Here is a 25073-nt window from a genome sequence, read left to right on the forward strand (position 1 = left end):
TTATCAATCCCACAATATTTATTTGAATGATTAGATACCAAGTAATCCTATGCTAGCAGTTAATCATGCTTATTGTAAATGCATAATAGATTTATTCAGAGCTGTTTTAACGATAAAAGTGTTCAACTTATTGTTTCAAAAAAATTTTTTACGGTATACAATGAATAAAAAAAATCCAAGCTCTTAAGCACTTCAAAGCGTCATGCCTAGGAAACCAATCATTCTTCAACTCCATCTATCATATCAAATTATTAATTAATATAATTTGATATGATAGTGTTCTCTGATAAGTAAGATGGTTTTAAGGAGGTGGTTGTTCATTAACTGATAAGCAAATTGAAAGATTACTCAGAATTTTTGCTAAGAGAGGAAAATATGCTCCTATGAGTCTAAATCAAGCTATTGCATCAATTGCTCAAACACATGGCACCTATTATAAAGTAATAAGTCGAAATTACCGTTCTCCAAAGACAAGAGAACGGATAGAAAGAATTGCTGAAGAGAATGACATAATACTACCTCCAGTCGGTAGTATTAAATTTTAGAAAATGAACGTATCCATACAAAATTCTCCCTTCAATCTATCCCGTGGAACTCAGCCACTTTCTAAAATTGAAGGGAGTATTTGTTTATTTTTTAGAACAATGATGTTAGGTCTTCATGAGACAACGCTACTGCACCCACTTCTTTCGCATTGAATCCGGTTAATCGGAAGGAAAGATTGAACTTTTCAAAGGTTGTCCGATATTTTTCTAATTGCCATTGTCCGCAGGAATAGCTGCCTAATGCGTTTTGTTTATAATCAAGATTTACGACTACGTAGTCTCGTTTGGCTAAATCGCAGGTATGTTTGGCATTGTCCAAGTCACATTCCTCGTAATAGGATGTACTGAAATTGAACCCATCATTATTTGCGGCGAATAGTCCTTGACCACGATCGTCTATCCACGCAGCCCATCTCGTGTCCATTCTATTTCCGCTTGCCTGTGGAACTACATAATTTGTAAACATATCCTCAACCGTTGAATTGTAGACACCGAGATAGCCTGCTTCTTTTGAATCTGCGTAATTTTCTCTTGGTCCTCGTCCTAAATATTTCACTTGATTCATCTCTTTATTTACATGCATAGTTACGCCTAGTCGCGGCAACATATCTGGCGCAGTATCGATTTTCCCACTAGGAATACCTTCTAAATTGAATAGAATATCCCCGCTTCCACAGATCGTGTACGTGTAGGTACACTTGTAATGCCAAGCACTATTTGTCGTTGAATTGATGGTTTGAACGCTAACCTGCACTGAGTGATCGGTTTTCTTCCATTCAAAAGAACTCACAATTTCATGCTCTAAATGAAGGAAATGTTCCTTCTTCATTTCATCGATAATTTCCATATCATTACTGATTGGTGCCCGCCACATAGTGAATTTCGGACCTCGTTCAATAATCTTCTGGCCGTTTCTTATCAGCTCTAGAAGTGTTCCTCGAACAGTATCAAATGCGATTGTGAAGTTCGCTCCGGTAACACTTAGACTAGTTTCAGACTGCTCAACCTGTAAGCTGCCGCTTGGAATAACTTCGATACCAGCTGTCTTGATCGGAAGCTCAAAATTCGCAGATGCTAATTCATATCCCTTTGGTGCATAGGTAGTCGTCGCTTTTAACTGATAAGAGATATGCAAGAAGTAGCTTGCGCCAGGTTTTGGTATGAAATCTAAGTGATACGGCAACGTCATTTTTATTTTCTCACGTGCTGGAATCGAAGGTAAGGCGATCGTTCCATCTTCGATAAGCGTTTCGTCTTCAAAAATTGAATAATACAAATCAAAAATCTGCAGGTTTTGGAAATCAAAGCGGCTTAATAATTCGATTTCACCCGTTTTCAGATCAATCGCCGTCGTCTGAATTGGTTCAATGACTTTTTTGTATTCATACAAGCTTGGTGAAGGCGTACGATCTGGCATCAGCATACCATCAATACAAAAATCTTTATTAGAAGGATCATCGCCAAAATCACCGCCATAACGGTAATATTTTTCACCGGTCTCAGTATAAGACTCGATTCCATGATCAAACCATTCCCAAATAAAACCACCCTGCAGCTTCTCATGTGCATAAAACAGGTCTTGATAATCCTTTAGATTTCCTGGCCCATTTCCCATCGCATGACCATACTCGCACAGAATATGCGGTTTTTTCGATTCCTCAATGACCGTCTTCATCAATGGTTTTTTCGTTGGATGCTCCAACCAGGTATACATTGTTGAATAGATATCTGCGGCCTCCACCTCAAAGTCTCCCTCGTAGTGAACTAACCGAGTAGGGTCCATTTCTTTTGCGACTTCGGTCATCTTCACAAAATTGGTGCCAAAGGCTGATTCATTTCCTAATGACCACATTAAAATGGATGGATGGTTTTTATCCCGTTCGATCATTCTAACCATTCTGGAAACATACGCCGTTTCCCATTTTGGATCATTACTGATCCAATCATATTTTCCAGTTAATTCAAACCCGTGACATTCCAGATCCGTCTCATCGATCACATACATTCCGTATTCATCACACAACTCATACAAATAGGAAGAAGCCGGATAATGACTCGTTCGAATAGCATTGATGTTGAATTGCTTCATCAAAATAATGTCTTGTTCAATCTCTTCCTTGGATACAACACGGCCGTTTCTAGGATTGTAATCATGACGATTGACGCCTTTGAACTTGATTGCTATACCGTTGACTAAGAAAACATCGCCTGCTAGTCGAATATTTCTAAAGCCGACCTTTTGAGGAATAACCTCAATCAGTTTTTCGCCTTCATAAACAGAGATTAGCAATTGATAGAGCTCAGGTGTTTCTGCCGTCCAGTGGGCAACATTAGGAATCTCAGCATGAAAGCTTGTCTGCCCATCGGTTATCTGTTGGCTCAATACCATTTTACCCGATCGATCACGCAGCTCCACTTCAATGTGTTGCCCCTTTTCCTGACGAAACGTAAATGACAGATCCAGTAACCCATTCTTATACTCGTCATCCAAATCAGCAATAACCTTAAAATCATTGAGCCCTTCAAATGGAACGCCAAGCAATTCCACATCTCTAAAAATTCCGCTAAGCCACCACATATCTTGGTCCTCTAAATAGGTACCGTCAGACCATTGATAGACCCTTACTGTCAAATCATTCGCGGATTCCTTGTGGACAAACTCAGTAATGTCAAACTCTGCCTCGTTTCTAGCACCTTTACTATAGCCGATTTCATGCCCGTTAATCCAAACATGAAAAGCTGAATCGACACCACAAAAACGCAGAATCATTTTTTTGCCCTCAAAGCTGTCATCAATCATAAATTGCCGTTTGTAGATCCCCGTTGGATTTTCTGTAGGAACATAGGGCGGATTTATCGGAAAGTTATACCATAGATCGGAATAATGCATCTTACCGTAGCCTTGAACCTGCCAATTACCAGGAACTTTGATATCCGCCATTTCTCCTGTGTCAAAATCCGGCTCATAAAACTTGCTTGGACTATATTCTGGCGCATCTACTAATAGAAACTTCCAGAGACCATTTAAATTTTTAAAGGCATGTGTATACTTGTTTTCATTTATTAATGCCTTCTCCTTCGTTGGAAAAGTTGAAAAATGAGCGTGTGGCTCTAACCGATTGATATGATCTACTTGATAGTTTTCCCAAATTTTCATTTACCTGTCACCTCTACATTTGTCTTTTTGTTGATTATTAATTTTCTTTCATAACGTTTCCAGCAAATCTAAGCAAATCCCATAAATATCACTAAGCCCACGATGTTGTATATCAGCATTCCGATTGGGCTTGCTTCACCTGCTGGCAATGTGCCATTTATCTCAGCCATAATCAGCTGCGGATCAGGTACCGTCGACATAAAGAACACAAAAATGAAAAGCAGAAGCAAGGCGACACCTGCAAAAATTCCAAATGGACGACTCCCGAATCGGAAACTGCGGGGCATGGAATCCTTCTTCAAACGTAAGCCAATATAAGCAATTAATAGAAATAGTACAGGTAATAAAGAAGTCGATGCTGTCATATTGATCAATGTGGAAAGGAAGCTGTCCATGTTACCGATCCCTAATGCCGGAATAATCAGCAGCATTGTAACGATCACTCCTTGAACGATCAAGGCATTGGTCGGATTTCCTTCCTCATTCGTTTTCACCAGCCATTTACCGAATACCCCTTCTGGAATTTCTGAGAAAAATACTTTCACAGGTGCAGCTGTCCATAACGCCAATGATCCAAGACTGCCGATAAATAAGATTAAACCAACAAGACGAACCATCACACCGCTTGGAATGTGGAAATGAGCACCTAAAATCTTTAAGATGTCGAATATCCCATTTGAGAAATTTCCTTTCAGCACATCTGTTGGAACGACAAAGCCTACAGCTACGGCACCTAAAACATACATGATTCCAACAACAATGGTAGCTCCGATCATCGTTCGGACAAAGGTTCTATTGCCCCCCTTAACGTCCTTGATGTACACACCGATGCTTTCACCGCCGCCAACAGCTTGAAGTATCCAAGCCATCGTCATGAAAAAGGTCCAGTTAAAGCTTGGTGTGATCGACTGCATCGTAAAATCCTGCGCCGGCTCTTTGCCGAAACCAAACACAACCACGAAGGCCAAAACAACAAAAGCCACGCCCATGAACAATCGAGCACTGCCGGCAAAGCTCGTGACCTTCGAGATCCAAGATACACCCTTAATACAAACCCAGGTCATCAGCCAAAAAAGAAAAATTGAAATGATAGCAATAATTAACGTGCTGTTGCCGCCTTGAAAAACATTTCTTCCTCCGAAAGCATACGAACCGTAGATCAATGTGTTCGGCAACAAGGAGCAGAAGTAAAATAAATTAACAAAAAAATAGGACCATGCGCCTAAAAACGCCCACTTCTCTCCCAAAACCGATTGCAGCCAGCTATGAACCCCCGACTCCTTTCCTGAGTTAGCAGAAGCAAATTCCGCGATCATCAAAATGAACGGTAAAAAATAGAAGATACTACCGAACAAATAACCGGGAATCGTCGCTAACCCAATCTGAATACTGTTGTTGACAATGCTGGGAAAAGCGAATACTGCTGAAAAGGTCATCAGCATTAATGCAACCGACCCCAAGCGCTGTCTTGAACTAGAGTTTTCCATCTCAAACATCCTTTCAATAGTTAATTACACATTGATTTTATAGCGCTTTCATGATATAAAAAATAAGAAATGTTTCCAAAAACTTGTAATAATGTTGACTCTTCAAAAAATTCTCTAAAGGAGTGATCGGATGTACAGCTCTTTAACAAACGACATCAGCATTTTAATCAACAATGATGACTTAAGCTCAGAATTCCATATCTGTGAGGTTGGTTATGAGAAATGCCGCTCAACCAAGCCTACCGAATACGCGCCAATTGATTATTGGGTGATCCATTATTGTATCGAAGGAGAAGGATTTTTTTCCACGCCGTTCTTTCCTGAAAGAAAAATCACAGCTGGTGATTTTTTTATCATTCCTTCGAATTGTAAAAATGTGTATTATCCCAATCGTGAGGACCCTTGGCAATACAGATGGGTTGGTTTTTCTGGGAGTCTAATGGATCATTATTTTTCGAAATTGAAATTGGACAAACATAATTGTGTGATCAGTCATTCCTTTGATCATCGGATCGATGTCCTTTTTCAAGATATTTATGACTCCTTTAAAAAGGACAATCATTTTCGTACAACGGCGTCTTCCTTCATTCTATTCGATACCATTGATAAAATTAATCTAAAAACCAATGATACCTCTCAAAGTGAACACCTTTTTAAAACCATTTTGAACTATATTGATGACAATATGTCGGAAAATCTCAGTGTCAATCAGATTTCAAAAGCCAACAGTATTGATCGGACGTATCTGTACAAATTATTTCAAACGCACAAGGGAATCGGCCCAAGTGAATATATTCAGGATTTAAAGCTTCAAAAGGCTTGTTCGCTCCTGCGGAAAAGTTCCCTGACCATCACTGAGATTGCTTATGAAACAGGCTTTTCTTCCTCTTCATATTTTTCGAAATTCTTTCATTCTAAGCTGGGGATCGCCCCTTCAACCTATCGGAAGAAATTTATTATTAATTGATTCCAGACAAAAAAGCTGCGGAAAAGTTCCGCAGCTTTCGCGTATTGCTAATCTAGCTGATAGGTCCACTGATCATTATACAGCGAGAAACGTTCTGCTCGATAGGACCAAGCACTGGTTGGAAAATCAGTGAGATCGACGTCAAATACTGTCTCGCCATCCTCTGTGACCTCCATAATTGAACTGGTTTTGCCTTCATCGCGATAGCCGAAATTGACTAGCCGATTGCCTGTCTCTGTTAGGTAGCGGGCACTTCCGATGATTTTTGTGTAGTACGCTTTTCCTAGCTCATCACCGAAACTCCAAATTTCTTCAATCGTCTTCTCCTTTTCGTCAATACGAACCTGTCGGGCTTCTGAGTATTTTTCAGAAGTTGCTTCATCCCCTCTTGTGACGGAGATATTGTTGTCATAAAAAAGAACATCGGTCGTATCCTCATTATTATCCTGATCCGGCAAAACAATCGCCGCATGTTGACCACCGCTGGCTTTGACATCGCCGTCTAAGAAATAGCTTTGATAGCTTTTCGGCCAGCCGCTGCTGTCGCCCATAATCCATTTGATTTCAGAAGTCGCATAATCGATTTTCATAACCGTATCTTGATGCCTCCCCGAAATAATGATGCTGTTATCTGATTCGTCATATTCAACCGAATTTTGGTGGAACCAATCGATCTTGCCATCCTCACGACTGGTTGAATCATAATTCTCGTAGAACGTTTTTGGCAAAATATCCTTTAGATCAATCGTCTTCTCGATTTCGCCTGTTTCGCGGTTCAGTTCGATCATGGTGTCCTCGATGTAGTTGCTGCCATCATTGACTGTCAGAAGCAAATTCCCGCTTGGCAGTTCGATGCCGTCATGATGAATGACCGTCATCTCGCCGCTGCTTTTGCCGGTATCATTTGCGGCGCTTGAGCTGGAAAAATCATAACGCTTATAGATTTTCCCTATATAGTCCGTCTCAAGCAGCACATTGTAGGTATCGGCAGCATTCGATTCTTTCGTCAAGAAAAGCAGATTGCCATTGGCTAATTCTTTAAAAATGTGGCTGTTGTAGCGGGTTGAATACCAGCGAACAGCTCCATTTGCATCAAAGGCATAAGCGCGCTTCGTACTAGGAACGACGAAGGTCAGCTCGCTGTCCCCAACGTCCATTTTGGTCGTGTCGGCCTCATTGACATCAACGCTAGCGATAGATTCTGGCAACGTTCCTGTTTTAATCGTTACCTTTTTCTCCACACTGTTTCCTGCTTCATCGGTCAAAGTCACGGTTACTTCGTTTTCTGTATCTGCGTATAAGCCTAAAACGGGAATACTGTGCGCTGTCGTATATTCATCAAAGCTATTCTTAATCGTCGATCCTTCATCCTGACCCGCAACAGAAATAGCGACCTTCATTGCTTCATCGGTTTGGAAAAGCAGCAGCGCTGAAAGCGGACTGGCATCATAAGGATCAAGCTTCACGTAGATATTATCCTCATCGTATTTGCCGCTGGCTAAAAGCGATTGGTAGCTCTTTTCTTTTTCGTCCTGCTCCTCCTGCCAATCTTCATTCAATGAAACAGCAAGCTCTTCAATTTCAGTTTCATTCGACACCAGACCGCTTACTCCGCAGCCAGTTAGACAGATCAGCAATCCAATAAAACCAGTTGCCATTTTTAATTTGGTTTTCACTCGCCTCTCTCCTTCCTTTGCTAAGACACCTGATTGAACGTTTGATTTTTCAGTTCGTATACCACGTCACACGCTTTTGCGACATCCTGTTCATGCGTCACTAAAACAATGCATTTCTGCTGTTCATGCGCAATCTCTTGGAAAAGCTTAACGATTTCTCCCGAAGTGGCTTCATCTAGATTTCCGGTTGGTTCGTCAGCGACGATCAACTCATGTTCGCAGCACAAGGCGCGAGTGATCGCGACCCGCTGCTGCTGCCCTCCTGATAATAGCGTGACTTTCTTTTCTGCCAGCTCTTTCGTGATACCAACTTTTTCAAGATTAGCCAAAGCGTAGGCTTTTTTATCAGCCTGCTGGCTTCGGGCGATTTCCATCGCGGTCACCACGTTATCTACTGCGGATAGATAAGGCAGTAGATTGTAGGCTTGAAAAACAATAGATACATCTTTGCGCCGGTATTCTCGCAGGCCGATTTTTTTCAATGAGGTGTCTTCATAAAGGATTTCTCCGCTTTTTGGTGTGTCTAGTCCTGCAATCAAGGATAAAAAAGTCGTTTTCCCTGAGCCGCTCGTTCCTAAAATGGCGTACATTTTGCCTTTTTCAAAGGTTAGATTGACCTTTTCAAATAGAGGTCCGTTGTTTTCGTACCAGTAGCCTAAATCTTTCGTTGATAGTGTCATAAAAATTTCCTCCTTTTTCACTTTTCCACTATCGGGAAAAATGAGTTCGATTTTCAAGCCGTATATCATCTAACTAAGAATTTTGCTCCTTGATTTTCTATATTTGTGCGTTAATTCTTCGCTTCAATAGAAACTGTGAAAAGGTAGACTGACATCCTTCATTTACGAAATCAAGATTTTCTTTGGATTCAATCGCAGGATTCCTGCTGATGATAGGACAATCGAGAATAAGCTGATTCCCAATCCTATTCCCGCAAGACTGAGAATTTCGGCTGGCTGCATTGAGATGTTCAATTCTTGGATTTCTTCGGTTTGACTAAATGGATTGCTGCCCATCTGTCTGCCACCATGTCCACCGCCAGGCATTTGACCTTTCCCTGGCCCATCATTTCCAGCCGCGTCAGCTTGTCCATCCGCATTTTGAGAAGTTGTTTGCTGGCTCAGCAATTGATTCCCTACAGCATTTCCTACAACATTTCCACTGGCCGCCGCGATCCCTAATGCAAAAATCATGCAGACGAAAATTTCAACGAAAAATTGTGAGATCACTTTGCTTCGGGATTCACCTAGTGAAAGCAGGACACCAATCTCATATTTCCGTTCGCGGATCGACAGCATAATGATCAAGGTCAAAATAATCACACCTGCCGCCGCTACTAAAATCACGATATTCTTTGCGAAACTCGAGACATTATTCAACGGCTGAAGCATTTGCTGATACATTTGGTCATTGGTTTCTAAACTGAATGTCTCTGTATCGATCAGCTTGTTGGCCTTCTTGACAAAGCTGTCCATGTCCTTAGGATCATCTAAATTGTAAACAGCCGAATCGATCGTTTTGCCATCTGAACCAGTCAGAGTGTTTACCATCGTATAGGAAGAAAAAATGGTATTCGCCGGATTCATAAAATTGAAACGAGCGCCCATGCTGTCGCCAGAATCACTGGTTTTGTAGATTCCTTTGATCGTTACTTCCACATCCTTATCATCGGTATCCTTGATTTTGAATTTATCGCCGACACTTAAGTCATTGGCTTCTGCCAAGCTTTGTTCGATCAATACATTATTTGTTCCCTCATCTTCAGCAGTAATCGCCTCACCTTCTACGATGCTGGCTGTTCCTGAAGAAAAATCACTATATGAACTGCTTTTCGATACCCCTTTGATTTGGAAATCCCCTTGACTCATCCCGCCTGGTGCTCCTTGTCCGCCGAATCCAGCGGCCTGCTCATCAGCTTCTTCCTCACTGTCACTATCGCTTGAGATTGGGGTGATTCCCGTACTCTTGTCAGCGGAAGTGCTGGCTTCAAAGGAATAAGATTTAACATTCGAAAGCTTGGCGATTTTTTTCGCGTCACTCAAATTCACAGGTGTCCGTTCAAAGCTGCCCGGATCTGGTCGACTACTCTCCTCGTCTGAATCTGTATCGGATTCCGAGCGCTGACCAAACATCTCCTCGCGATTTGTCGATAAGGTAACTGTTGCGCCGACACTTTTCTTCGCATTTGTTGTTGCCAATTCAGCACCGCTGCGGATCGTCAAACCCGCTAATACAAAAATTAATATGGCGGAAAAGACAGCAATCATGATGATACTCCGTCCTTTCTTAGCCCAAAGGCTTTGAATCGCCCGTTTGATGTAGTTCATATTGGTTCCCCCTTCATTTGTCTGCCTGTAGAATAATCAAGTTGTCTTAACCGAAGCTTAAGCGTGTCAAAAAAGATTTAAGGTTGATTTAGGAAAGCATGGTACACTGTATTCGTAAACGAAATGGGAGGAAAGAAATCCATGATAAATCTATTAATAGTAGAAGATGAGGCGACACTTTCAGATAATATAAAAGAAATTTTGACGGATCTAGGAGAAATCACGCAGGTCTATGATGGTGAAGAAGGCTTGTTTGAAGCAGAAAGCGGTGTGTATGATCTGATTTTGCTGGATTTGATGCTGCCTGAAAAGAACGGCTACGAGGTTTTAGCGGAATTACGGGAGAAAAATATCCAAACTCCAGTATTAATTTTGACTGCTAAGGACGCACTGGAGGATAAGGTCACTGGCTTTCAAAAAGGAGCCGATGATTATTTGACAAAGCCCTTTTACCGCGAAGAGCTGATCATGCGGGTCAAGGCATTATTGAAGCGTTCCTTAGGATTGTTCGCAGAAAATCAATTAGTCTATAAAAATATTACCTGCAACCTTGCTACTAAAGAAGTCACCATTGATGATGACGTTCTGCCAATCCAAGGAAAAGAATTTGATCTCTTAGTCTATTTCATCCAAAACAAAGGCGTGATCCTGACTAAGGAGCAGATTTTTGATCGCATCTGGGGCTTTGATTCGGATACGACCATCACTGTCGTTGAGGTTTACATGAGCCATTTACGAAAACATTTGAAGCCGTCCGGTATCGATCAGCTGTTTAAAACACTACGGAACGTCGGCTATATCTTACAAAAGGATTGACGCTATGAATACTGAGATTTCAAGAAAGCAACGCCTAAAATTTTTCTTCATCAATGTCGCTGCCTTTGTGGGAATCTTTCTGCTGCTGGGCTTTATCACTTTGCAGCTGCTGCAAAGCTCGGCTTATCGTCAGACTGACCTATCCTTAAGCCAAATGGCTGACAACGAACATCTAATCGAAATGGAAATTACGCGCTATCAGCAAGGAAATCCTTTTTTAGCACAAATGCCGAATGATCAGCGCATGGACAAGGGTCCAGATGGCAACAATCGCTTCAATACTCAGATCATCCTATGGTCTAAAGATGGAAAAATCCTGAACAAAGACGTTTTAGGCGGCCGTTTCACCGAATTGGAAAATTTGGCTTTAGATAAGAAGAATTTGGATTCGATCGAAGCACTGAATTTGAAAAGCACCTCCGATTCAGCTCAAAAGCTCTCTTTTCGCTCCTATACGATCAAAGCTGACCAAGAGGATGGCATCGCCTATATTCAATTTTTAGCAAATACCAATCAGATTGCAGACTCCATGAAAACCGTTGAGACGACACTTGTTCTTTGTATGGTAGTCTTTTGGCTAATCTCCATTGGGATAAGCTTCTATATTTCAAAAATGAACATGCAGCCGATCATGAACTCTTGGCGCAAGCAGCAGGAATTTGTCGAAAACGCCTCTCACGAACTGCGCACGCCGCTAGCTATTATTCAAAACAGCCTGCAGCAATTGTTCACCCGGCCGGAGCACACGATTTTGGAGGAATCAGAGCCAATCGCACAGGCCTTGAATGAAACTCGCCGAATGAACAGCTTGACCGAAGACCTGCTGACGTTGGCCCGCAGCGACTCGAATCAATTACTCCTGCAAAAAGAAGTGGTGGAACCAAAAGCCTTCATTCAGCAGCTAGCTCAGCCCTTCCAGGAAATCGCGGAAATGAATGATAAGCAGTTCATATTGGAAAATTTCGCCGATCAAGAAATGCAGATCGATGAAAAACGCATTCATCAGGTCCTCGTGATTTTATTGGACAATGCTCTAAAATACACCGAAGCCAAAGAAAAAATCGTTCTGCAATCCGAAATATCCAATGACAGCTGGCTGATCGAGGTCAAAAACAACGGACCCTCTATCAACGACGAAGACAAACGACATATATTCGAACGCTTCTATCGCGAAGACCGCTCCCGCTCCAAAGAAACCGGCGGCTATGGCCTCGGCCTTGCCATTGCCAAGCAAATCATCACCCAGCACAAAGGCAAGCTATCAGTACGCGACTGGGAACCTAGAGGCGTCGTGTTTCAGATTCGATTGCCGATGAAATAAACGCGCATACCTTCCCAAAATTACATTCTGTTTTTGATAAAAATCGATGAATCATTTCAACGCTGGATTTTTATAAAACCTATAGAAATACACGACTCAAAAAAGCAAGCTTCTTAAAAATAAGAGGCTTGCTTTTTCATGTTCTTTCTATTCTTTTTATATCCATCCAAACTTCCGACAAGCATTATAGATACCATCATCCACATTGCGATCCGTCACGTAATCGGCACGCGCCTTCAGTTCATCCACCGCATTGCCCATCGCGATACTGGTCCAGCTTTTATCAAACATCACTAGGTCATTGACGTCATCTCCGAAAACAACCACATCTTCTCTTGGTCGATCAAAATACTCCAACACATCAAGGATTCCCTGTTTCTTGTTGTCATGCTGGCACATGGTATATTCAGGAACAAAGCGCAGCTTCGAGAAATTGACCGGTTCTGGAATCAGATGGTCTTGTTCCTTAGGGACTGCCAAATAAAATTTGAAGATAGCCTCTGCCTCATCGATGTTGAAGGTCGGATCGATGAAATATTCCGTCGGCTCTTGTCTGGGGCCAACCTGTTCTCTGAATAAATCATTCTTGGCATACACCTTTTCGGAATCATCCAGCGCCACCAACACACCAATCCCTTTTTCCTCCGCTTGATGAATAACCGCTAATGCCTCATCTCTATCCAGCGGTGTATTTTTGACCAATTCATTTTTAATGACGACGCCCATACCGCCAGAACATACCATATTTTCCAACCCAAGCTCAGTCAAAAGACTGCGGCACTTATAGTGAGCACGTCCTGTCGCTATCGAGACAAAATGACCATTCTTCTCTAAAAGCTCCAGCGTCCGTTTCGCGCTAGGCACAACCTGACCAGTCCTTCGATCCGTTAACGTTCCATCGATATCAAAGAAAAACAGCTTTTTTCCATTCTCCACCCGCTCCTTCATCTGTATTACATTCGTCATCCATTGTATCACAACTCGTTTTTATCAACGTGAGACATTAGAATTTCATACCAGAAGTAGTATTTGGGCAAAGTAAAAAACTGGTTAGAGTCTTACTTTCAATCATAAAAGTAAAGTATTTTTTATACAAGAAAAGCTATCAGCTCTATTAACTGATAGCCTTAAATAGTCTATTAAGCCGCAGTGTCTGCCTCCACCTCGACATTATTTTGCTCCAAATAATTTTCAAGCTGACTCTTTCTCGTTTTAGTAACAAACAGCAACACAAGATATACGACAACTGAAAGACCGATCAACAGAGGACTTTGCGAATTAAATGCAAAGAACAATAGTGCAAATATTGGATTACTCATATTAGCAAAGGAACAAATCAACATCGCCCCAGCTGGAATCGACACGCCAGTTTGAATGGCTACTTCTGTAAATATCGGTGCCACAGCAGTGATCGTCAAAAGACCGATTGAAAAATAGAGCGCTCCTGAAATCAATCCTTTGGCGATATTTCCTTTTGAAACAGACATAATCATCTGAATCACATAAGGAATCGCAATCAAATCTACCATTGGCAACACTTGATTTCCTGGAAGGAAAATCGCGATTACTAACATAATCGGAATCAACAACATACCTGTTAATAATGTTGACGGCTCTCCATACCCCACAGCATCATTTACTCCAAGATACCAAACTCGTTCTTTACTTCCTGATTTTGTCGCTTTACGAGAAGCATCGGTAATAGCAGAAAAAGCACCTGCGAAAATTCCTGCAATTTTCGGGAAAATCGACATGACTGCTGCCATTGAAATCCCCAAGATCAGCATTTCTCCCCAAGCATTCAATTCACCTAGTCGCGTAAGATTCCCGAAAAAGCCTAAAATCACACCTAGGATGAAGCCAAGAGAAGCTGGTTCTCCCAAAAAGCCTAATTTACTTTCAAGATACTCAGGATTTAATTTGACTTTGTCCAATTTAAATAAATTTAATACCTTATCCATCACGATCGCATACGGAACCGTACAGGCCATCAACGGTGCAACAATGACGGTTCGAGGATATCCGTAGAATTTTGACCATCTTTTTGCGATAGACTCGCAGAAAACCAATACGTATAAATTCTGTAAAATCATTAAGCCCATTGCTAGCCACAGGTTTCCTGTCGTCAAGTATACCATCGATCCCCATAGCATGAACTGCCAATTATTCCATAAATCTGACGGCATGAAAATATTGGTGAATTTAGTGAGAAATAGAACCGTTTGAATCAATAACCCAATGATCAAAAAGAGCATCCCAACTTCAGTTGAATAGGCAACAACACTCGCCGCCTGCCAGCCAACATCCAAAACTCTCAGATTAATTCCTGTATCTTCTACCATTCGAGTAACTACAGGCGTAACGATCGGAGTAAACGCCGTAATAATCATATTGAATCCAGCCAACCCAATTCCTGCACTTAGTGCCGAATTAAAAGCCTTCTTTACCGGAACCTTCAAAGCTAAAGCAATAAAGAATAATACAAAAGGAACTACGACTGACGGACCAAACGCTTCCATGATTTTTGTTAATATCCCTAACACATTATCCAAAGTGGAGTCCTCCTTTAAAGGTTTGCTACAAATGCATCCAACTCTTCCTCAAACTCTTCCTCTCCCATACCAGTAATCAGAGCGATTGCACTAATCGCCGGAATTCCATAATCTTTTTTCTTTAACGGGCTAGTAAAAACAATCAGATCAAAACCGCCAGTATCTAAGTTGGTTTCTACACCATTGGGATTTGATTCAACAGTCGTTGAAGAATACCCGCGTTCTTTCAGCATATCTTTTACTTTATTCGCCACCATTGAACTGGTGACCGTTCCAGAACCACAGACAGATAAAATTTTTAGCGCTTTCATTATTTTCGACCTCCCTTATAATTGTTCTTTTAAGACTTCTTTGAACTGCTCTGGAGAATCCACTTGTTGGAATTGATTAGAGATACTTTCATTATTCAATGCTTGCATCATCTTTGTCAATAACACCAATTGGTCCTCACTCTTCGTAAAACCCAGCACAAAGAACAAGTTCACTGTAATCTCGGTTTCCGGCTGGTCCATCCTTTTAGTCACCACTTCATCAGTTAAGCGGATCGCATAAACAAAGGATTCCTTGACGTATTTAGCATCTGTATGAGGGATCGCCACATTTCCGTATTTAGTCACCAAACCTGTTGGGAAGTCAGCTTCACGATGCTGCAGTTGTTCACCGTAATCTGACACCACCATACCCTTTTTAGCCAACTCACGTCCCACATCTTGATAGAGCTCCTGTAAATTGTCTTTTGCTACATTCAACGTGACAAAAATATTTGAAACAAATTCTTCTATCTCTGTACTCATATCCGCCCTCCTTTTGTATTCGCTTTCAACAATTCTTGGAAAGAGACGAAGCTATTGTGTTAGCATCTCTTTCGCTGTCACGGTATCGGTAAATAAATAATCGATATATCCGCCACGCAAAGCGGCCCTTAAAACATTTTTTTTCTCCTCACCAATCGCCACGCAAACTTTATTTCCCACTTCTTTTAATTGTTGCGCGCTAATTCCAATATGCCGTTGTGACAACCCCAGATCAAGAACCTTGCCATCCTCATCTAAAAAAGTCCCTACAATATCACCGACGACACCTTTTTCCAGCAAATCAAGAAAATCTTCTTCACCAAAATAACCTGCTTCGACGACGATTGCATTTTTATGAATCTCCCCTACACTGAACAATGCAACATCTAGGTTATCAAAACTATCCAACACATTCTTAATCTGACGATCTTTTTTCAACGCTGTTGCGATTTCTTTCGTATCAACAAATGCAGGAACCGGCAGTTGGAACCATTCAGATCCGTAGCATCTAGAGAAATTAAGAACGATTGCTTCACTATTGGTGATCATACTATTTCGTGCAGCACCACCGGTTATTTGAATTACTTTCGTATCCTTTTTCTTGCTTCCTTTTATATTCTCTGAAAGCTCATGCAATGTTCGTCCCCAAGCTAATCCAACCGTTTGATTATCCTGAATCAAGTCATCAAGAAAAACAGAAATTTGATTAGACATCTCTTCAATAATCAAATGCCTATTTGTTAATTGTGTATCATAAACAAAAGCTTTGCGAAGATTAAAGGTTGAAGCCAACTGATTACCTAAACTTTTATGATATGTCGTAGGAAAATTCAATTCTACCTTGATATAGCCATCCTTTTTCGCTCGTTTCAAGAGACGTGAAACGGTTGGCTTAGATAAATTAAGCTCCGTAGCAATCTGCGCTTGATTGATATCCTGATAATAATATTTTTCGGTTACGATCTTCATTAGTTCCAACTGATCTTGCTCCATTTTAATTTCCTCCCATGAAATTAATTTCAATTCATTCTACCTTTTACATGGAAGTTTTACAAATGAGTTTTTAGCTCACTACTTGTACTTGTCCATAGGTTTTGAACTTCTCAATCATCAATTCCATCTCTTGATCGTCTAAAACTTGTGGCTTCCCTAGCGTACAAGCCATATAATGCAAACCAGCCAAACGCTCCACTTCTTCCGCAATCGCAAAGGTTTGTTCAATCGATGGTCCACAAGCTAGTAATCCATGATTTGCTAAGAAGCATGCATATCGATCCTTCATCGCTTCAAAAGAAACCTCTGCTAACTCTGGTGTGCCAAAAGTCGCATATTCCGCACATCGAACATTATTTCCACCAGCAATGGCCACTTGATAATCTGTCGCTGGCAAGTCCATCCCACAAATCGCTAGGACAGTACTATACGTGGAATGAGAATGCACTACCGCTCGGATTTCATCCCCGCGTTTTTGATAATAAATCATATGCATCGACCATTCACTAGATGGTTTCCGATCTCCTTCAACGATATTTCCATCTAAGTCCATGAGCACGACATCTTCCACTTTTGTCTCAAAATAATCGATACCGCTTGGACTGATGGCCATCAACTTTTCTACTGGATTATAAATACTGATATTTCCGCCCGTTCCTGCAGTTAATCCGCTTGTAATCAATTTCTTTCCATACTCAACAATCTGTTCCTTTTCTTTTTCCATCATTTAATTTCAGCTCTCCTTTTTTAGTAACAACTTTCCAAAGTTATTTGAATGTCTTTTGGATCAAACTCATACGCTTCGTTGTTATTCATAATCTCCTCAATGATCTTCGGAATCATTTCTTTTGTCACACCCAACTCTCTTAACGTTGACGGTAACCCCCAATCATCATATTTTTGTCTTAAAAGATTGATACCTGCTTCAGCATATTCCACGTCGCTCATATTGTTTTGACGTTCTAGGTGCAGAACATTTTGATTGAAACGAATAAACTTCGTTGGATCTTTCCTAAGTTCATTTTTCAACCATGCTGGTTCAATTACAGCGAGACCTTCACCGTGGGATGAGTTGGTCATTGCCCCCACCGCATGCTGAATCCAATGGCAAGGAAATCCCTTCATGTCTCGTCCGCAATCAGCTATTCCATTCATTGCCAATGTCGCCGCCCAGCTTATATTCTCACGAGCATCAATATCATTCAGTTGTTCTAAAACGCTATCATTTTCTAAAATCGTCTTAACAACACCTTCAGCCAAATAATCGCCCAAATCATTATTCGTTACTTGATCATCGAAGTATCCCTCTAATACGTGAGAATTGATGTCCGCCATACCAGCTGCAGTTAGTCGCTTAGGAACAGTCTTTACTAATTCAGCATCCACGATTGCAATTTCTGGAAATAATAATTCATCATGCAGCGCCCATTTTTTCCAATCCGCTTTATTTGCGCTGCGATCATTCGTCAAAATACAATGGCAACTCATTTCAGATCCAGAAGCGGCAATCGTTGAAACTGCTACAACTGGCTTTTTCTTTGTTGCCTGCTTGCTTGCTGTAAAATAATCCCAAATATCTGAATCACTTGCTGCACCCAAACTGATCGCCTTTGCAGTATCAATCGAACTGCCTCCGCCAACAGCTACAATCACATCCACATCTTTTTCTTTGGCCAATTTGATTCCTTCATCAACCACTGTCAAATGAGGATTCGCCGTTACACCACCTAGCTCAAAAACCGTCATGCCTTTTGCTTCCATCGAATCGATTGCTTGCTGAAAGACTCCTAGCTCTTTCAACGGACCTTCGATCTCAACCAATAACGCTCGTTGACCGAACTGGCGAGCATTTTCTCCTAAGCAACCATACTGTCCCCTACCAAAGATTACTTTCGTTGGACTGTAATACTGAAAATTTCTCATGTTCTCCTCCTATTACAATATATTTATAGGTTCTAAGACATCACTATTGTTTTTAGTCATGCCTTTTATCCATCATGTTGCTTAAGCTGTTAAAATGAGAAGGAAGTGTTTCCTCTTTGGTTTTTATAGGCCTTAGAAGAGTCCTGCAACCAGCTTCTCATTCACAGCATTCGTTTTATGCAGGTTGAACTGCAGTTTCTCAGTACGATCTTGTCACACCCCGATAGATTGATTTGGAATGTGTTTATGTTAGCTTTTCATTTTTGCTATTGTTTGTACTCATAAAGAAGGGGTTCTTCTTTTTTAAACCGATCTAGTTCTTGGATGATCATCTTTGTATGGTTTGTTAATACATCTGTTGTTGCCCCAGCGATATGAGGAGTAATCACCACATTATCTAGTTCTTGGATAAATGGATGACTCTCTGGGATCGGCTCTGTCGAAAAAACATCTAAACCAGCACCGGCAATTTGCTTCGTCCTCAGCGCCTCAATCAAATCCTCTTCATCCACTACTGCTGCTCTTGAGCAATTGATAAAATATGCGGAGTCTTTCATCTTTGCAAAAGAGGATTTATTAATAAAATTCTCTGTCTCCTTAGAAACTTTCAAATGAACTGAGATGAAATCAGATTCTATTAGTAATTCTTCGATTCCGACCTTTTCCGTAATTAACGTATCCACATCGACGTTCGAGACATATGGATCAAATACCAGTATTCGCATCCCAAATCCTCGAGCAATCGCTGCGACTCTTCGACCGATACTTCCATACCCGATAATTCCTAGAGTTCTACCCTTCAACTCTATCCCCTTAAAGACAACATAAGGACTTTGAGGACCAACACCCCAAACCACATCTCGTTTCAAACCTTCCTTCGCCCGATTACCTTTATTACTACTCGCGGTATAATTTCCTTTTTTGAGCTGTTTATAAGCAAAAGGAATTTTTCGAGCAATCGACAACATCAGACCAATTGTCAGCTCTGCAGTGGAATCAGAATTTCTTCCAGGTGTGAATAAAACCTTGATTCCTTTCTCTTGTGCATAGTCAACATCAACATTGACTGGTGTTGCACGAGTACAAAAGATTAGTTCCAGCTTAGGTGCTGCATCAATGATCGCTTTTGTAATGTCATCGTAGCTAGTGACAATCACCTCCACGTTATCAACCAATGGAATCAATTCTTTTTCCGAAAGCTTGCCAATTCCTTTAGCCCATCCTTGAATGTGCACATCACCTAACTGTTTCACTTCTTCGATGAGAGCTTCATCATATTCAGCCGTAAATAGAATATTCATCGTTTCCCCCTCCTTTGAAATTTATTTCTTAAATAGAAATTTATTTCTTGATTCGAGCATAAAGCCCTTTCATCAGAAAGTCAACAGTTTTTTAATTTATTTCACATTTAGAAATTTATTTCACTACTGTAGGGATTTGTCTTTCGAAGATATCCTGAGTTATGTAAGGAATTTTTAATCCACGAATCGGCTGGAATATGTTAAACTCAGACAAAAGCAAAAAAAGAGGAGAATTCTTGTGACTGAATATACTGGCTTCGACAAAATTTATCGCGATGTTGTCCTAGATATCATTGAAAATGGTACCGATCAAGACCCCGCTTTGGTACGGGCAAAATATGCAGACGGCAGCCCAGCGCCTACCCGTTTTATCCAAGGCGTTAATTTTAAGATTACACCTGAAGACGGCATTCCCATTTTGAAATCTAAACGCGTATTCCAAAAAACTCCGTTGATCGAATTGGAATGGATTTGGCAAGAATTATCCAATGATGTGACTTGGCTGCAGGAACACAATTGTAAGGTTTGGAACGAATGGGTCGATGAAAACAATACAATCGGCAAAGCATACGGCTTCCAATTAGCAAAAAAATGCCGTAAGCTGCCCGATCACGAAGAAAAACTAAATCAAGTTGAGTACGTGCTGCATCAATTACAAAACAATCCCGGCTCACGCCGCATCATGACTAGCCTATGGGATGTTGATGATCTAGACGAAATGACCTTAGAGCCCTGCGTTTGGGCAACCAACTGGAAGGTCAATAAAGGTGTCCTTGATCTGCATGTTAAGCAACGCTCTGCTGACATGGCATTAGGCAATCCCTTCAACGTTTATCAATATGCCGTATTGCATCGCCTGATTGCCGATCAGTTAGGATTCGAACTAGGCACGATGCACTGGTGTATCGACGACGCGCATGTATACGACCGCCATATTGATGCATTGACAGAACAGCTGTCTCAACCAGTTCCAAACAGCGAACCAACATTGGTTTTACCAGATAAATACGATGAAAACGGCAAAGAGCGCTCATTCTTTGAACGTCGTTTGTCAGATGTGAAGCTAGAAAACTATGAACATAATGGCGTTATCAAATATGAAATAGCGGAATAAAAAATGCGATCAGTCAAATGACTGGTCGCATTTCTCTATCCTTGTCCATAATAAGCATGGGCTCCATGTTTACGGTAATAATGTTTATCTAATAAATATTGAGGAATCTCGTGAATTGCTGGATTGATTTGTTCATTTTCCTTAGCCATCAAACAGATTTCATCCAAAATTAAACTATTTTCCACAGCCTTTGCCGGCGTTTCTCCCCAAGTAAAGGGCCCATGTCCATAAACTAATACCCCGGGAATTTCACTTGCTTTTAACTTTCTTTCTTGAAAGGTCTCGACAATCACATGCCCCGTATTTTTTTCGTAGGCTTCTTTCACTTCAGTTTCAGTTAACTGACGTGTGCAAGGTATCTTTCCATAAAAAGCATCTGCATGCGTCGTTCCATATGCTGGTAAATCACGTCCGGCTTGTGCCCACATCACAGAATTTGTTGAATGTGTATGCACGATAGCCTTGATTTGTTCGAACGACTGGTACAAAACTACATGCGTTGGTAAATCTGAAGATGGATTCATACTGTTTGCTTCTAACGGATTTCCCACCAGATCAGTGACCACCATCTGATCGGCCGTCATCTTTTCATATTTTACGCCACTTGGTTTAATCACAATCACGCCTAGCTTACGATTAATCTCACTCACATTTCCCCAAGTTAATTTAACCAAACCATATTGAGGTAGTTCTAAATTTGCTTCATATACTCGCTGTTTCATTTCAGCAATGATTTGTTCACGCGACGACATCATAACCCGCCTCCTTCAGCTTCGGATAAAGATATTCTTTGGCTGTTTCGATTTCTTTTTTAAAATCAGGACTTTTTTCACTCCACATTTCAATCAAAAAGGTTCCATCATATTCTAAACGTTTTAAATTCTTTAATAACCCTAAGAAATCAACGCATCCCTGTCCAAAAGGAACATCGCGGAATTGACCCGCGGATTTAGTTGTAACTGGGTAAGTATCTTTTAGGTGAATCGACGTAATGCAGTCGATCCCTCTTTCCAGCTCGACACCTGGATTGTTTTCTGGCCAAGCTGAGAGATTGCCTAAATCAGGATACACTTGTAAGTAGGGCGAATGAATTTGCTTTTTAATTTCCAAAAATTTAGTAATCGAGTTCATAAAGGGATCATCCATGATTTCAATTGATAGAATAACCCCGTATTCTGAAGCTGTTTTCACACTTGATTTAAGACCTTCAATGAACGCTTCTCTAGAAAGCATCGATTTTTCTTCGTAATATACATCATAACCTGCTATTTGAATCACTTTGATACTTAATTTGTGAGCGAACTGAATAGCCTTCGTCATCATTTCTTTTGCCTTTTGTTGCTTATCTCTATTCGAAGATCCAAAAGGAAATCGGCGGTGGCCGCTTAAACAAATCGAGTTGATTCGAACACCGGTTTCAAACATATCATCTCGCAATTGACTGATTGTTTCGTTGGACCAATCCAGACGAGCTAATCGCTCGTCTGTCTCATCAATCGACATTTCAATAAAGGAAAAACCTAATTCCTTTGCTAATTCAAAACGCTCTTTCCAAGAAATATCTTTTGGCAGCGCCTTCTCATAGATTCCAATCTGAGCCACTATTATTCCCCCCAGATACGAATAATTTCGTTTTTGAAGTCATTCGCAGCTTTCACCGGGTCAGCAGCTCCTGAAATGCCTCGTCCAGTAATAAAGTTATAGACTTCGATACCTTCAAATAATTTCAAGGTATCCACATTCAAACCACCCGTCACAGAAACATCAAATCCCATTTCGATTAGTTTTTTAACTTTCGATAGATCTTTTTCACCCCATGTTTCACCCGAAAGCAGTGCATCGCGACTTTGATGATAAATTGCCTGCTTGATGCCAATTCTTCGCCATTCAGCAGCTTGCTCATAGGTCCAGTCGCCATATAGCTCTACCTGCAATTCCTTTACTTCTTTTTGGGCTGCTTCCATCGTTGGAATTGTAGCACAGCAGATTACGGTCATGAAATCAGCTCCGGCATCTGTTACATTTTTAGCAACAGTTCCGCCGGCATCAGCACATTTGGTATCAGCCACAATGGTTTTTTCAGGAAACATACTGCGAATGCAGCTGATGGCTTTTCGTCCTTCTTGCAGGCACAAAATCGTTCCAACTTCAATGATATCGACGATTTCACCAACTTTAAAAACATCGGCCAATGCAGCTTCTAACTCATTGTGATCCAAAGCAATTTGTAATTTTGGTCTACTCATTTTGATTTCCTCTTTTACTTAGTTTTTTGATACAATTTTGATTCCGCAAATTTTTCACCAATTTCTTTAGCAGACATCACGTTTTTGATACCGATAACGGTTACTCCCTTTTTCTCTGCTTGAGTAAACATATTTAAGAAATTCACTGGCGTGAAAACAACATCATATTGAGTTGCTGAACTTTTTCCCTCTGAAATCGCACAATGGTGAATTTTGGTGATTGGTACATTTAATTCTTTCATCGCTTTTTCCACACTTCTCATCATCATTAAGCTTGTTCCTGATCCGTTTGCGCAAGATACTAAAATTCTCATAATTATTTCCTCCTAAATATTTCGTATTGTTTTATTAATAAAATCTAGTTTTGTTCCTGATATTTCTCTGCATATTGCTCATAATCATCTACAATCATAAAGTAACCATCTGGATTTTTACGATATTGTAATTGTGGAATAATTAATAATCCGATAACAACCACTGCGATTCCGACATAGCCAAGGACCTTCATAATTACCGTGAACAGCGGCCAAGCTGTTGCCCAATCAAACATTCCGATATACCCGCCAAATTTCGACATGCCGATCCATGTTGCGAAGATCGCTGAACCGCCAACTTGAATGATCCCGGAAAGAAATGGGAAGATACAAGCTGCTTTGAAGCCACCACGATTATTCGCAAAAACAGCAATTACAGCATTGTCAAAGAACAATGGGATAAAACCGGCAATAACGATTGTTGGTGATTTGAACAAGATCAACAAAGCAATCATTAAGAATTGACCTAAAGCACCGAATAAGAAACCAATCGTTACAGCGTTTGGCGAACCAAAACCAAAAGTAGCTGCTACGTCGATCCCAGGAACTGCTCCTGGTAAAATCGTATTTGAGATTCCTTGGAAGGATTGTGTTAATTCATCAACGAAGGTCCGAACACCTAATTGTAAAATAGCTAGATAAACCGCAAAGTTCAATGAAGTCGTCATAATATAAAATAGGAAACTTTGCCCCTCTTGCATAAATTCTGCTTGGATTAAATAGTCTTGACCTAATACCAATAAAATAATTCCAAAGAAGAAAAGCATCAATAACGAGGTCGCTACCATGTTTTCATTAAATATAGACAAGAAGCCTGGCAGCTCGATATCTTCCAATTTTTTATCAATTTTCTCAGCTTTATTTTTTCTCTTATCACGCTTTCTCATCCATTCAGCTAACTTCGCAAAAATGAAAATCCCAAACATTTGCTGATGGGCAACGGCAAAACCGGCTCCTTCCGTCAACTCCTGAGTAATTCCTACCGTCAAATTGGATGCAACTGCCCAATAACAACCTAAAATCAACCCCATAAAGATCAATACCTGAATTCTTCCTAAATCTGGAAAGCAGAATAATAAAATCCAGAAAGCAGTTGCTGATTGTTGAATCTGCACATTTCCGGTTGTGAAGACCGAACGTAATTTAGTATATTTTTGGAATCGAACCAATAAAATGTTCATAACAAAAGCGATCAATAATAAAATCATGACATCACCGAATGTCCGACCAAAAGTTTCCTTCAACCCAGCATCCACTGCGTTTTGACCGAAGTAAGGATCGGTAACCATCGCATCCAAATTGAACCGTTCTTTTAATCCAACTAGAATGGGACGAAAGTTATTGACCAAGCCGCCAGAACCAACCGTTAAAATGAAGTATCCGACAGTTGCTTTTAAAAATCCTGCGATGCATTCATAAAGCGGACGCTTTAATAAGATATAACCTAGCAGAACGATAAAACCAATCAGATACGCCGGCTGCGTTAAGATGTTTGTTGCAAAATATGTCCAAATAGTTAATAAAAAGTCACCCATTATTT

Annotated in this window: 21 protein-coding genes and 1 pseudogene; 4 read left to right on the forward strand and 18 right to left on the reverse strand. The window is 40.7% G+C overall.

Annotated elements, in window-relative coordinates; all coding sequences use genetic code 11:
• Window positions 1-636: 636 nt before the first annotated feature.
• Both ebgA and JZO85_RS09825 read right to left on the reverse strand, forming a co-directional pair.
• Complete coding sequence (gene ebgA, locus JZO85_RS09820; RefSeq protein WP_207108344.1) at window positions 637-3702, reverse strand: beta-galactosidase subunit alpha; 3066 nt, start codon at window positions 3700-3702, stop codon at window positions 637-639.
• 71 nt (window positions 3703-3773) lie between these two features.
• Window positions 3774-5189, reverse strand: a pseudogene (locus JZO85_RS09825) (amino acid permease); the annotation flags it as partial.
• A gap of 130 nt (window positions 5190-5319) precedes the next feature.
• Here JZO85_RS09825 and JZO85_RS09830 point away from each other — a divergent pair.
• A complete protein-coding gene (locus tag JZO85_RS09830) occupies window positions 5320-6156 on the forward strand; it encodes an AraC family transcriptional regulator (RefSeq protein WP_207108346.1) in 837 nt (278 codons plus the stop codon).
• Between the two features lie 47 nt (window positions 6157-6203).
• Here JZO85_RS09830 and JZO85_RS09835 read toward each other — a convergent pair whose 3' ends face one another.
• The 3 genes from JZO85_RS09835 to JZO85_RS09845 form a co-directional block, all read right to left on the reverse strand.
• Complete coding sequence (locus JZO85_RS09835; protein ID WP_207108347.1) at window positions 6204-7832, reverse strand: aryl-sulfate sulfotransferase; 1629 nt, start codon at window positions 7830-7832, stop codon at window positions 6204-6206.
• A gap of 20 nt (window positions 7833-7852) precedes the next feature.
• The gene (locus JZO85_RS09840) at window positions 7853-8512 is read right to left on the reverse strand and encodes an ABC transporter ATP-binding protein (RefSeq protein WP_207108348.1); all 660 of its coding nucleotides are present in this window, start codon (window positions 8510-8512) and stop codon (window positions 7853-7855) included.
• 162 nt (window positions 8513-8674) lie between these two features.
• The gene (locus JZO85_RS09845) at window positions 8675-10159 is read right to left on the reverse strand and encodes an ABC transporter permease (protein WP_207108349.1); all 1485 of its coding nucleotides are present in this window, start codon (window positions 10157-10159) and stop codon (window positions 8675-8677) included.
• A gap of 141 nt (window positions 10160-10300) precedes the next feature.
• On the opposite strand from JZO85_RS09845, the gene JZO85_RS09850 reads away from it, so the two are divergent.
• Both JZO85_RS09850 and JZO85_RS09855 read left to right on the forward strand, forming a co-directional pair.
• Window positions 10301-10975, forward strand: a complete 675-nt coding sequence (locus JZO85_RS09850) for a response regulator transcription factor (protein WP_207108350.1) — start codon at window positions 10301-10303, stop codon at window positions 10973-10975.
• Between the two features lie 4 nt (window positions 10976-10979).
• Window positions 10980-12296 (forward strand): sensor histidine kinase, encoded by a 1317-nt coding sequence (locus JZO85_RS09855; protein ID WP_207108351.1) that lies wholly within the window; start codon window positions 10980-10982, stop codon window positions 12294-12296.
• 156 nt (window positions 12297-12452) lie between these two features.
• On the opposite strand, the gene JZO85_RS09860 is transcribed toward JZO85_RS09855, so the two are convergent.
• The 8 genes from JZO85_RS09860 to JZO85_RS09895 form a co-directional block, all read right to left on the reverse strand.
• A complete protein-coding gene (locus JZO85_RS09860) occupies window positions 12453-13262 on the reverse strand; it encodes an HAD hydrolase family protein (protein WP_242550308.1) in 810 nt (269 codons plus the stop codon).
• Window positions 13263-13435: 173 nt separating this feature from the next.
• Window positions 13436-14839, reverse strand: coding sequence for a PTS transporter subunit IIC (locus JZO85_RS09865; RefSeq protein WP_207108460.1), 1404 nt, complete (start codon window positions 14837-14839; stop codon window positions 13436-13438).
• Window positions 14840-14862: 23 nt separating this feature from the next.
• The gene (locus JZO85_RS09870; RefSeq protein ID WP_207108352.1) at window positions 14863-15159 is read right to left on the reverse strand and encodes a PTS sugar transporter subunit IIB; all 297 of its coding nucleotides are present in this window, start codon (window positions 15157-15159) and stop codon (window positions 14863-14865) included.
• Between the two features lie 15 nt (window positions 15160-15174).
• Window positions 15175-15642 carry a PTS sugar transporter subunit IIA gene (locus JZO85_RS09875; RefSeq protein ID WP_207108353.1) on the reverse strand — a complete coding sequence of 156 codons (468 nt, stop codon included), beginning with the start codon at window positions 15640-15642 and terminating at the stop codon, window positions 15175-15177.
• Window positions 15643-15693: 51 nt separating this feature from the next.
• Window positions 15694-16635, reverse strand: a complete 942-nt coding sequence (locus tag JZO85_RS09880) for a sugar-binding transcriptional regulator (RefSeq protein WP_207108354.1) — start codon at window positions 16633-16635, stop codon at window positions 15694-15696.
• 70 nt (window positions 16636-16705) lie between these two features.
• Window positions 16706-17362: an L-fuculose-phosphate aldolase gene (locus tag JZO85_RS09885; protein WP_207108355.1), complete on the reverse strand. Its 657-nt coding sequence runs from the start codon at window positions 17360-17362 to the stop codon at window positions 16706-16708.
• A 20-nt stretch (window positions 17363-17382) separates the two neighbouring features.
• Window positions 17383-18558: an iron-containing alcohol dehydrogenase gene (locus JZO85_RS09890; RefSeq protein WP_207108356.1), complete on the reverse strand. Its 1176-nt coding sequence runs from the start codon at window positions 18556-18558 to the stop codon at window positions 17383-17385.
• Window positions 18559-18824: 266 nt separating this feature from the next.
• Entirely contained in the window at window positions 18825-19859 is a 1035-nt protein-coding gene (locus tag JZO85_RS09895; RefSeq protein ID WP_207108357.1) for a 2-hydroxyacid dehydrogenase, read from the reverse strand.
• Between the two features lie 238 nt (window positions 19860-20097).
• Here JZO85_RS09895 and thyA point away from each other — a divergent pair, with 238 nt between their 5' ends.
• The gene (thyA, locus tag JZO85_RS09900; protein ID WP_207108358.1) at window positions 20098-20973 is read left to right on the forward strand and encodes a thymidylate synthase; all 876 of its coding nucleotides are present in this window, start codon (window positions 20098-20100) and stop codon (window positions 20971-20973) included.
• A gap of 35 nt (window positions 20974-21008) precedes the next feature.
• On the opposite strand, the gene JZO85_RS09905 is transcribed toward thyA, so the two are convergent.
• From JZO85_RS09905 to ulaA, 5 genes are read right to left on the reverse strand one after another with little or no spacing between them, the layout of a single operon-like run.
• A complete protein-coding gene (locus JZO85_RS09905; protein WP_207108461.1) occupies window positions 21009-21725 on the reverse strand; it encodes an L-ribulose-5-phosphate 4-epimerase in 717 nt (238 codons plus the stop codon).
• The gene (locus tag JZO85_RS09910) at window positions 21712-22575 is read right to left on the reverse strand and encodes an L-ribulose-5-phosphate 3-epimerase (RefSeq protein ID WP_207108359.1); all 864 of its coding nucleotides are present in this window, start codon (window positions 22573-22575) and stop codon (window positions 21712-21714) included. Before JZO85_RS09910 ends, JZO85_RS09905 begins: the two co-directional genes overlap by 14 nt.
• A gap of 2 nt (window positions 22576-22577) precedes the next feature.
• Complete coding sequence (locus JZO85_RS09915) at window positions 22578-23219, reverse strand: 3-keto-L-gulonate-6-phosphate decarboxylase UlaD (protein ID WP_207108360.1); 642 nt, start codon at window positions 23217-23219, stop codon at window positions 22578-22580.
• A 14-nt stretch (window positions 23220-23233) separates the two neighbouring features.
• Window positions 23234-23533 (reverse strand): PTS sugar transporter subunit IIB, encoded by a 300-nt coding sequence (locus JZO85_RS09920; RefSeq protein WP_207108361.1) that lies wholly within the window; start codon window positions 23531-23533, stop codon window positions 23234-23236.
• Window positions 23534-23577: 44 nt separating this feature from the next.
• The gene (gene ulaA, locus JZO85_RS09925; RefSeq protein ID WP_207108362.1) at window positions 23578-25068 is read right to left on the reverse strand and encodes a PTS ascorbate transporter subunit IIC; all 1491 of its coding nucleotides are present in this window, start codon (window positions 25066-25068) and stop codon (window positions 23578-23580) included.
• Window positions 25069-25073: the final 5 nt, after the last annotated feature.

This window comes from Candidatus Enterococcus murrayae (assembly GCF_017315985.1).
Classification (GTDB): Bacteria; Bacillota; Bacilli; order Lactobacillales; family Enterococcaceae; genus Enterococcus_A; species Enterococcus_A murrayae.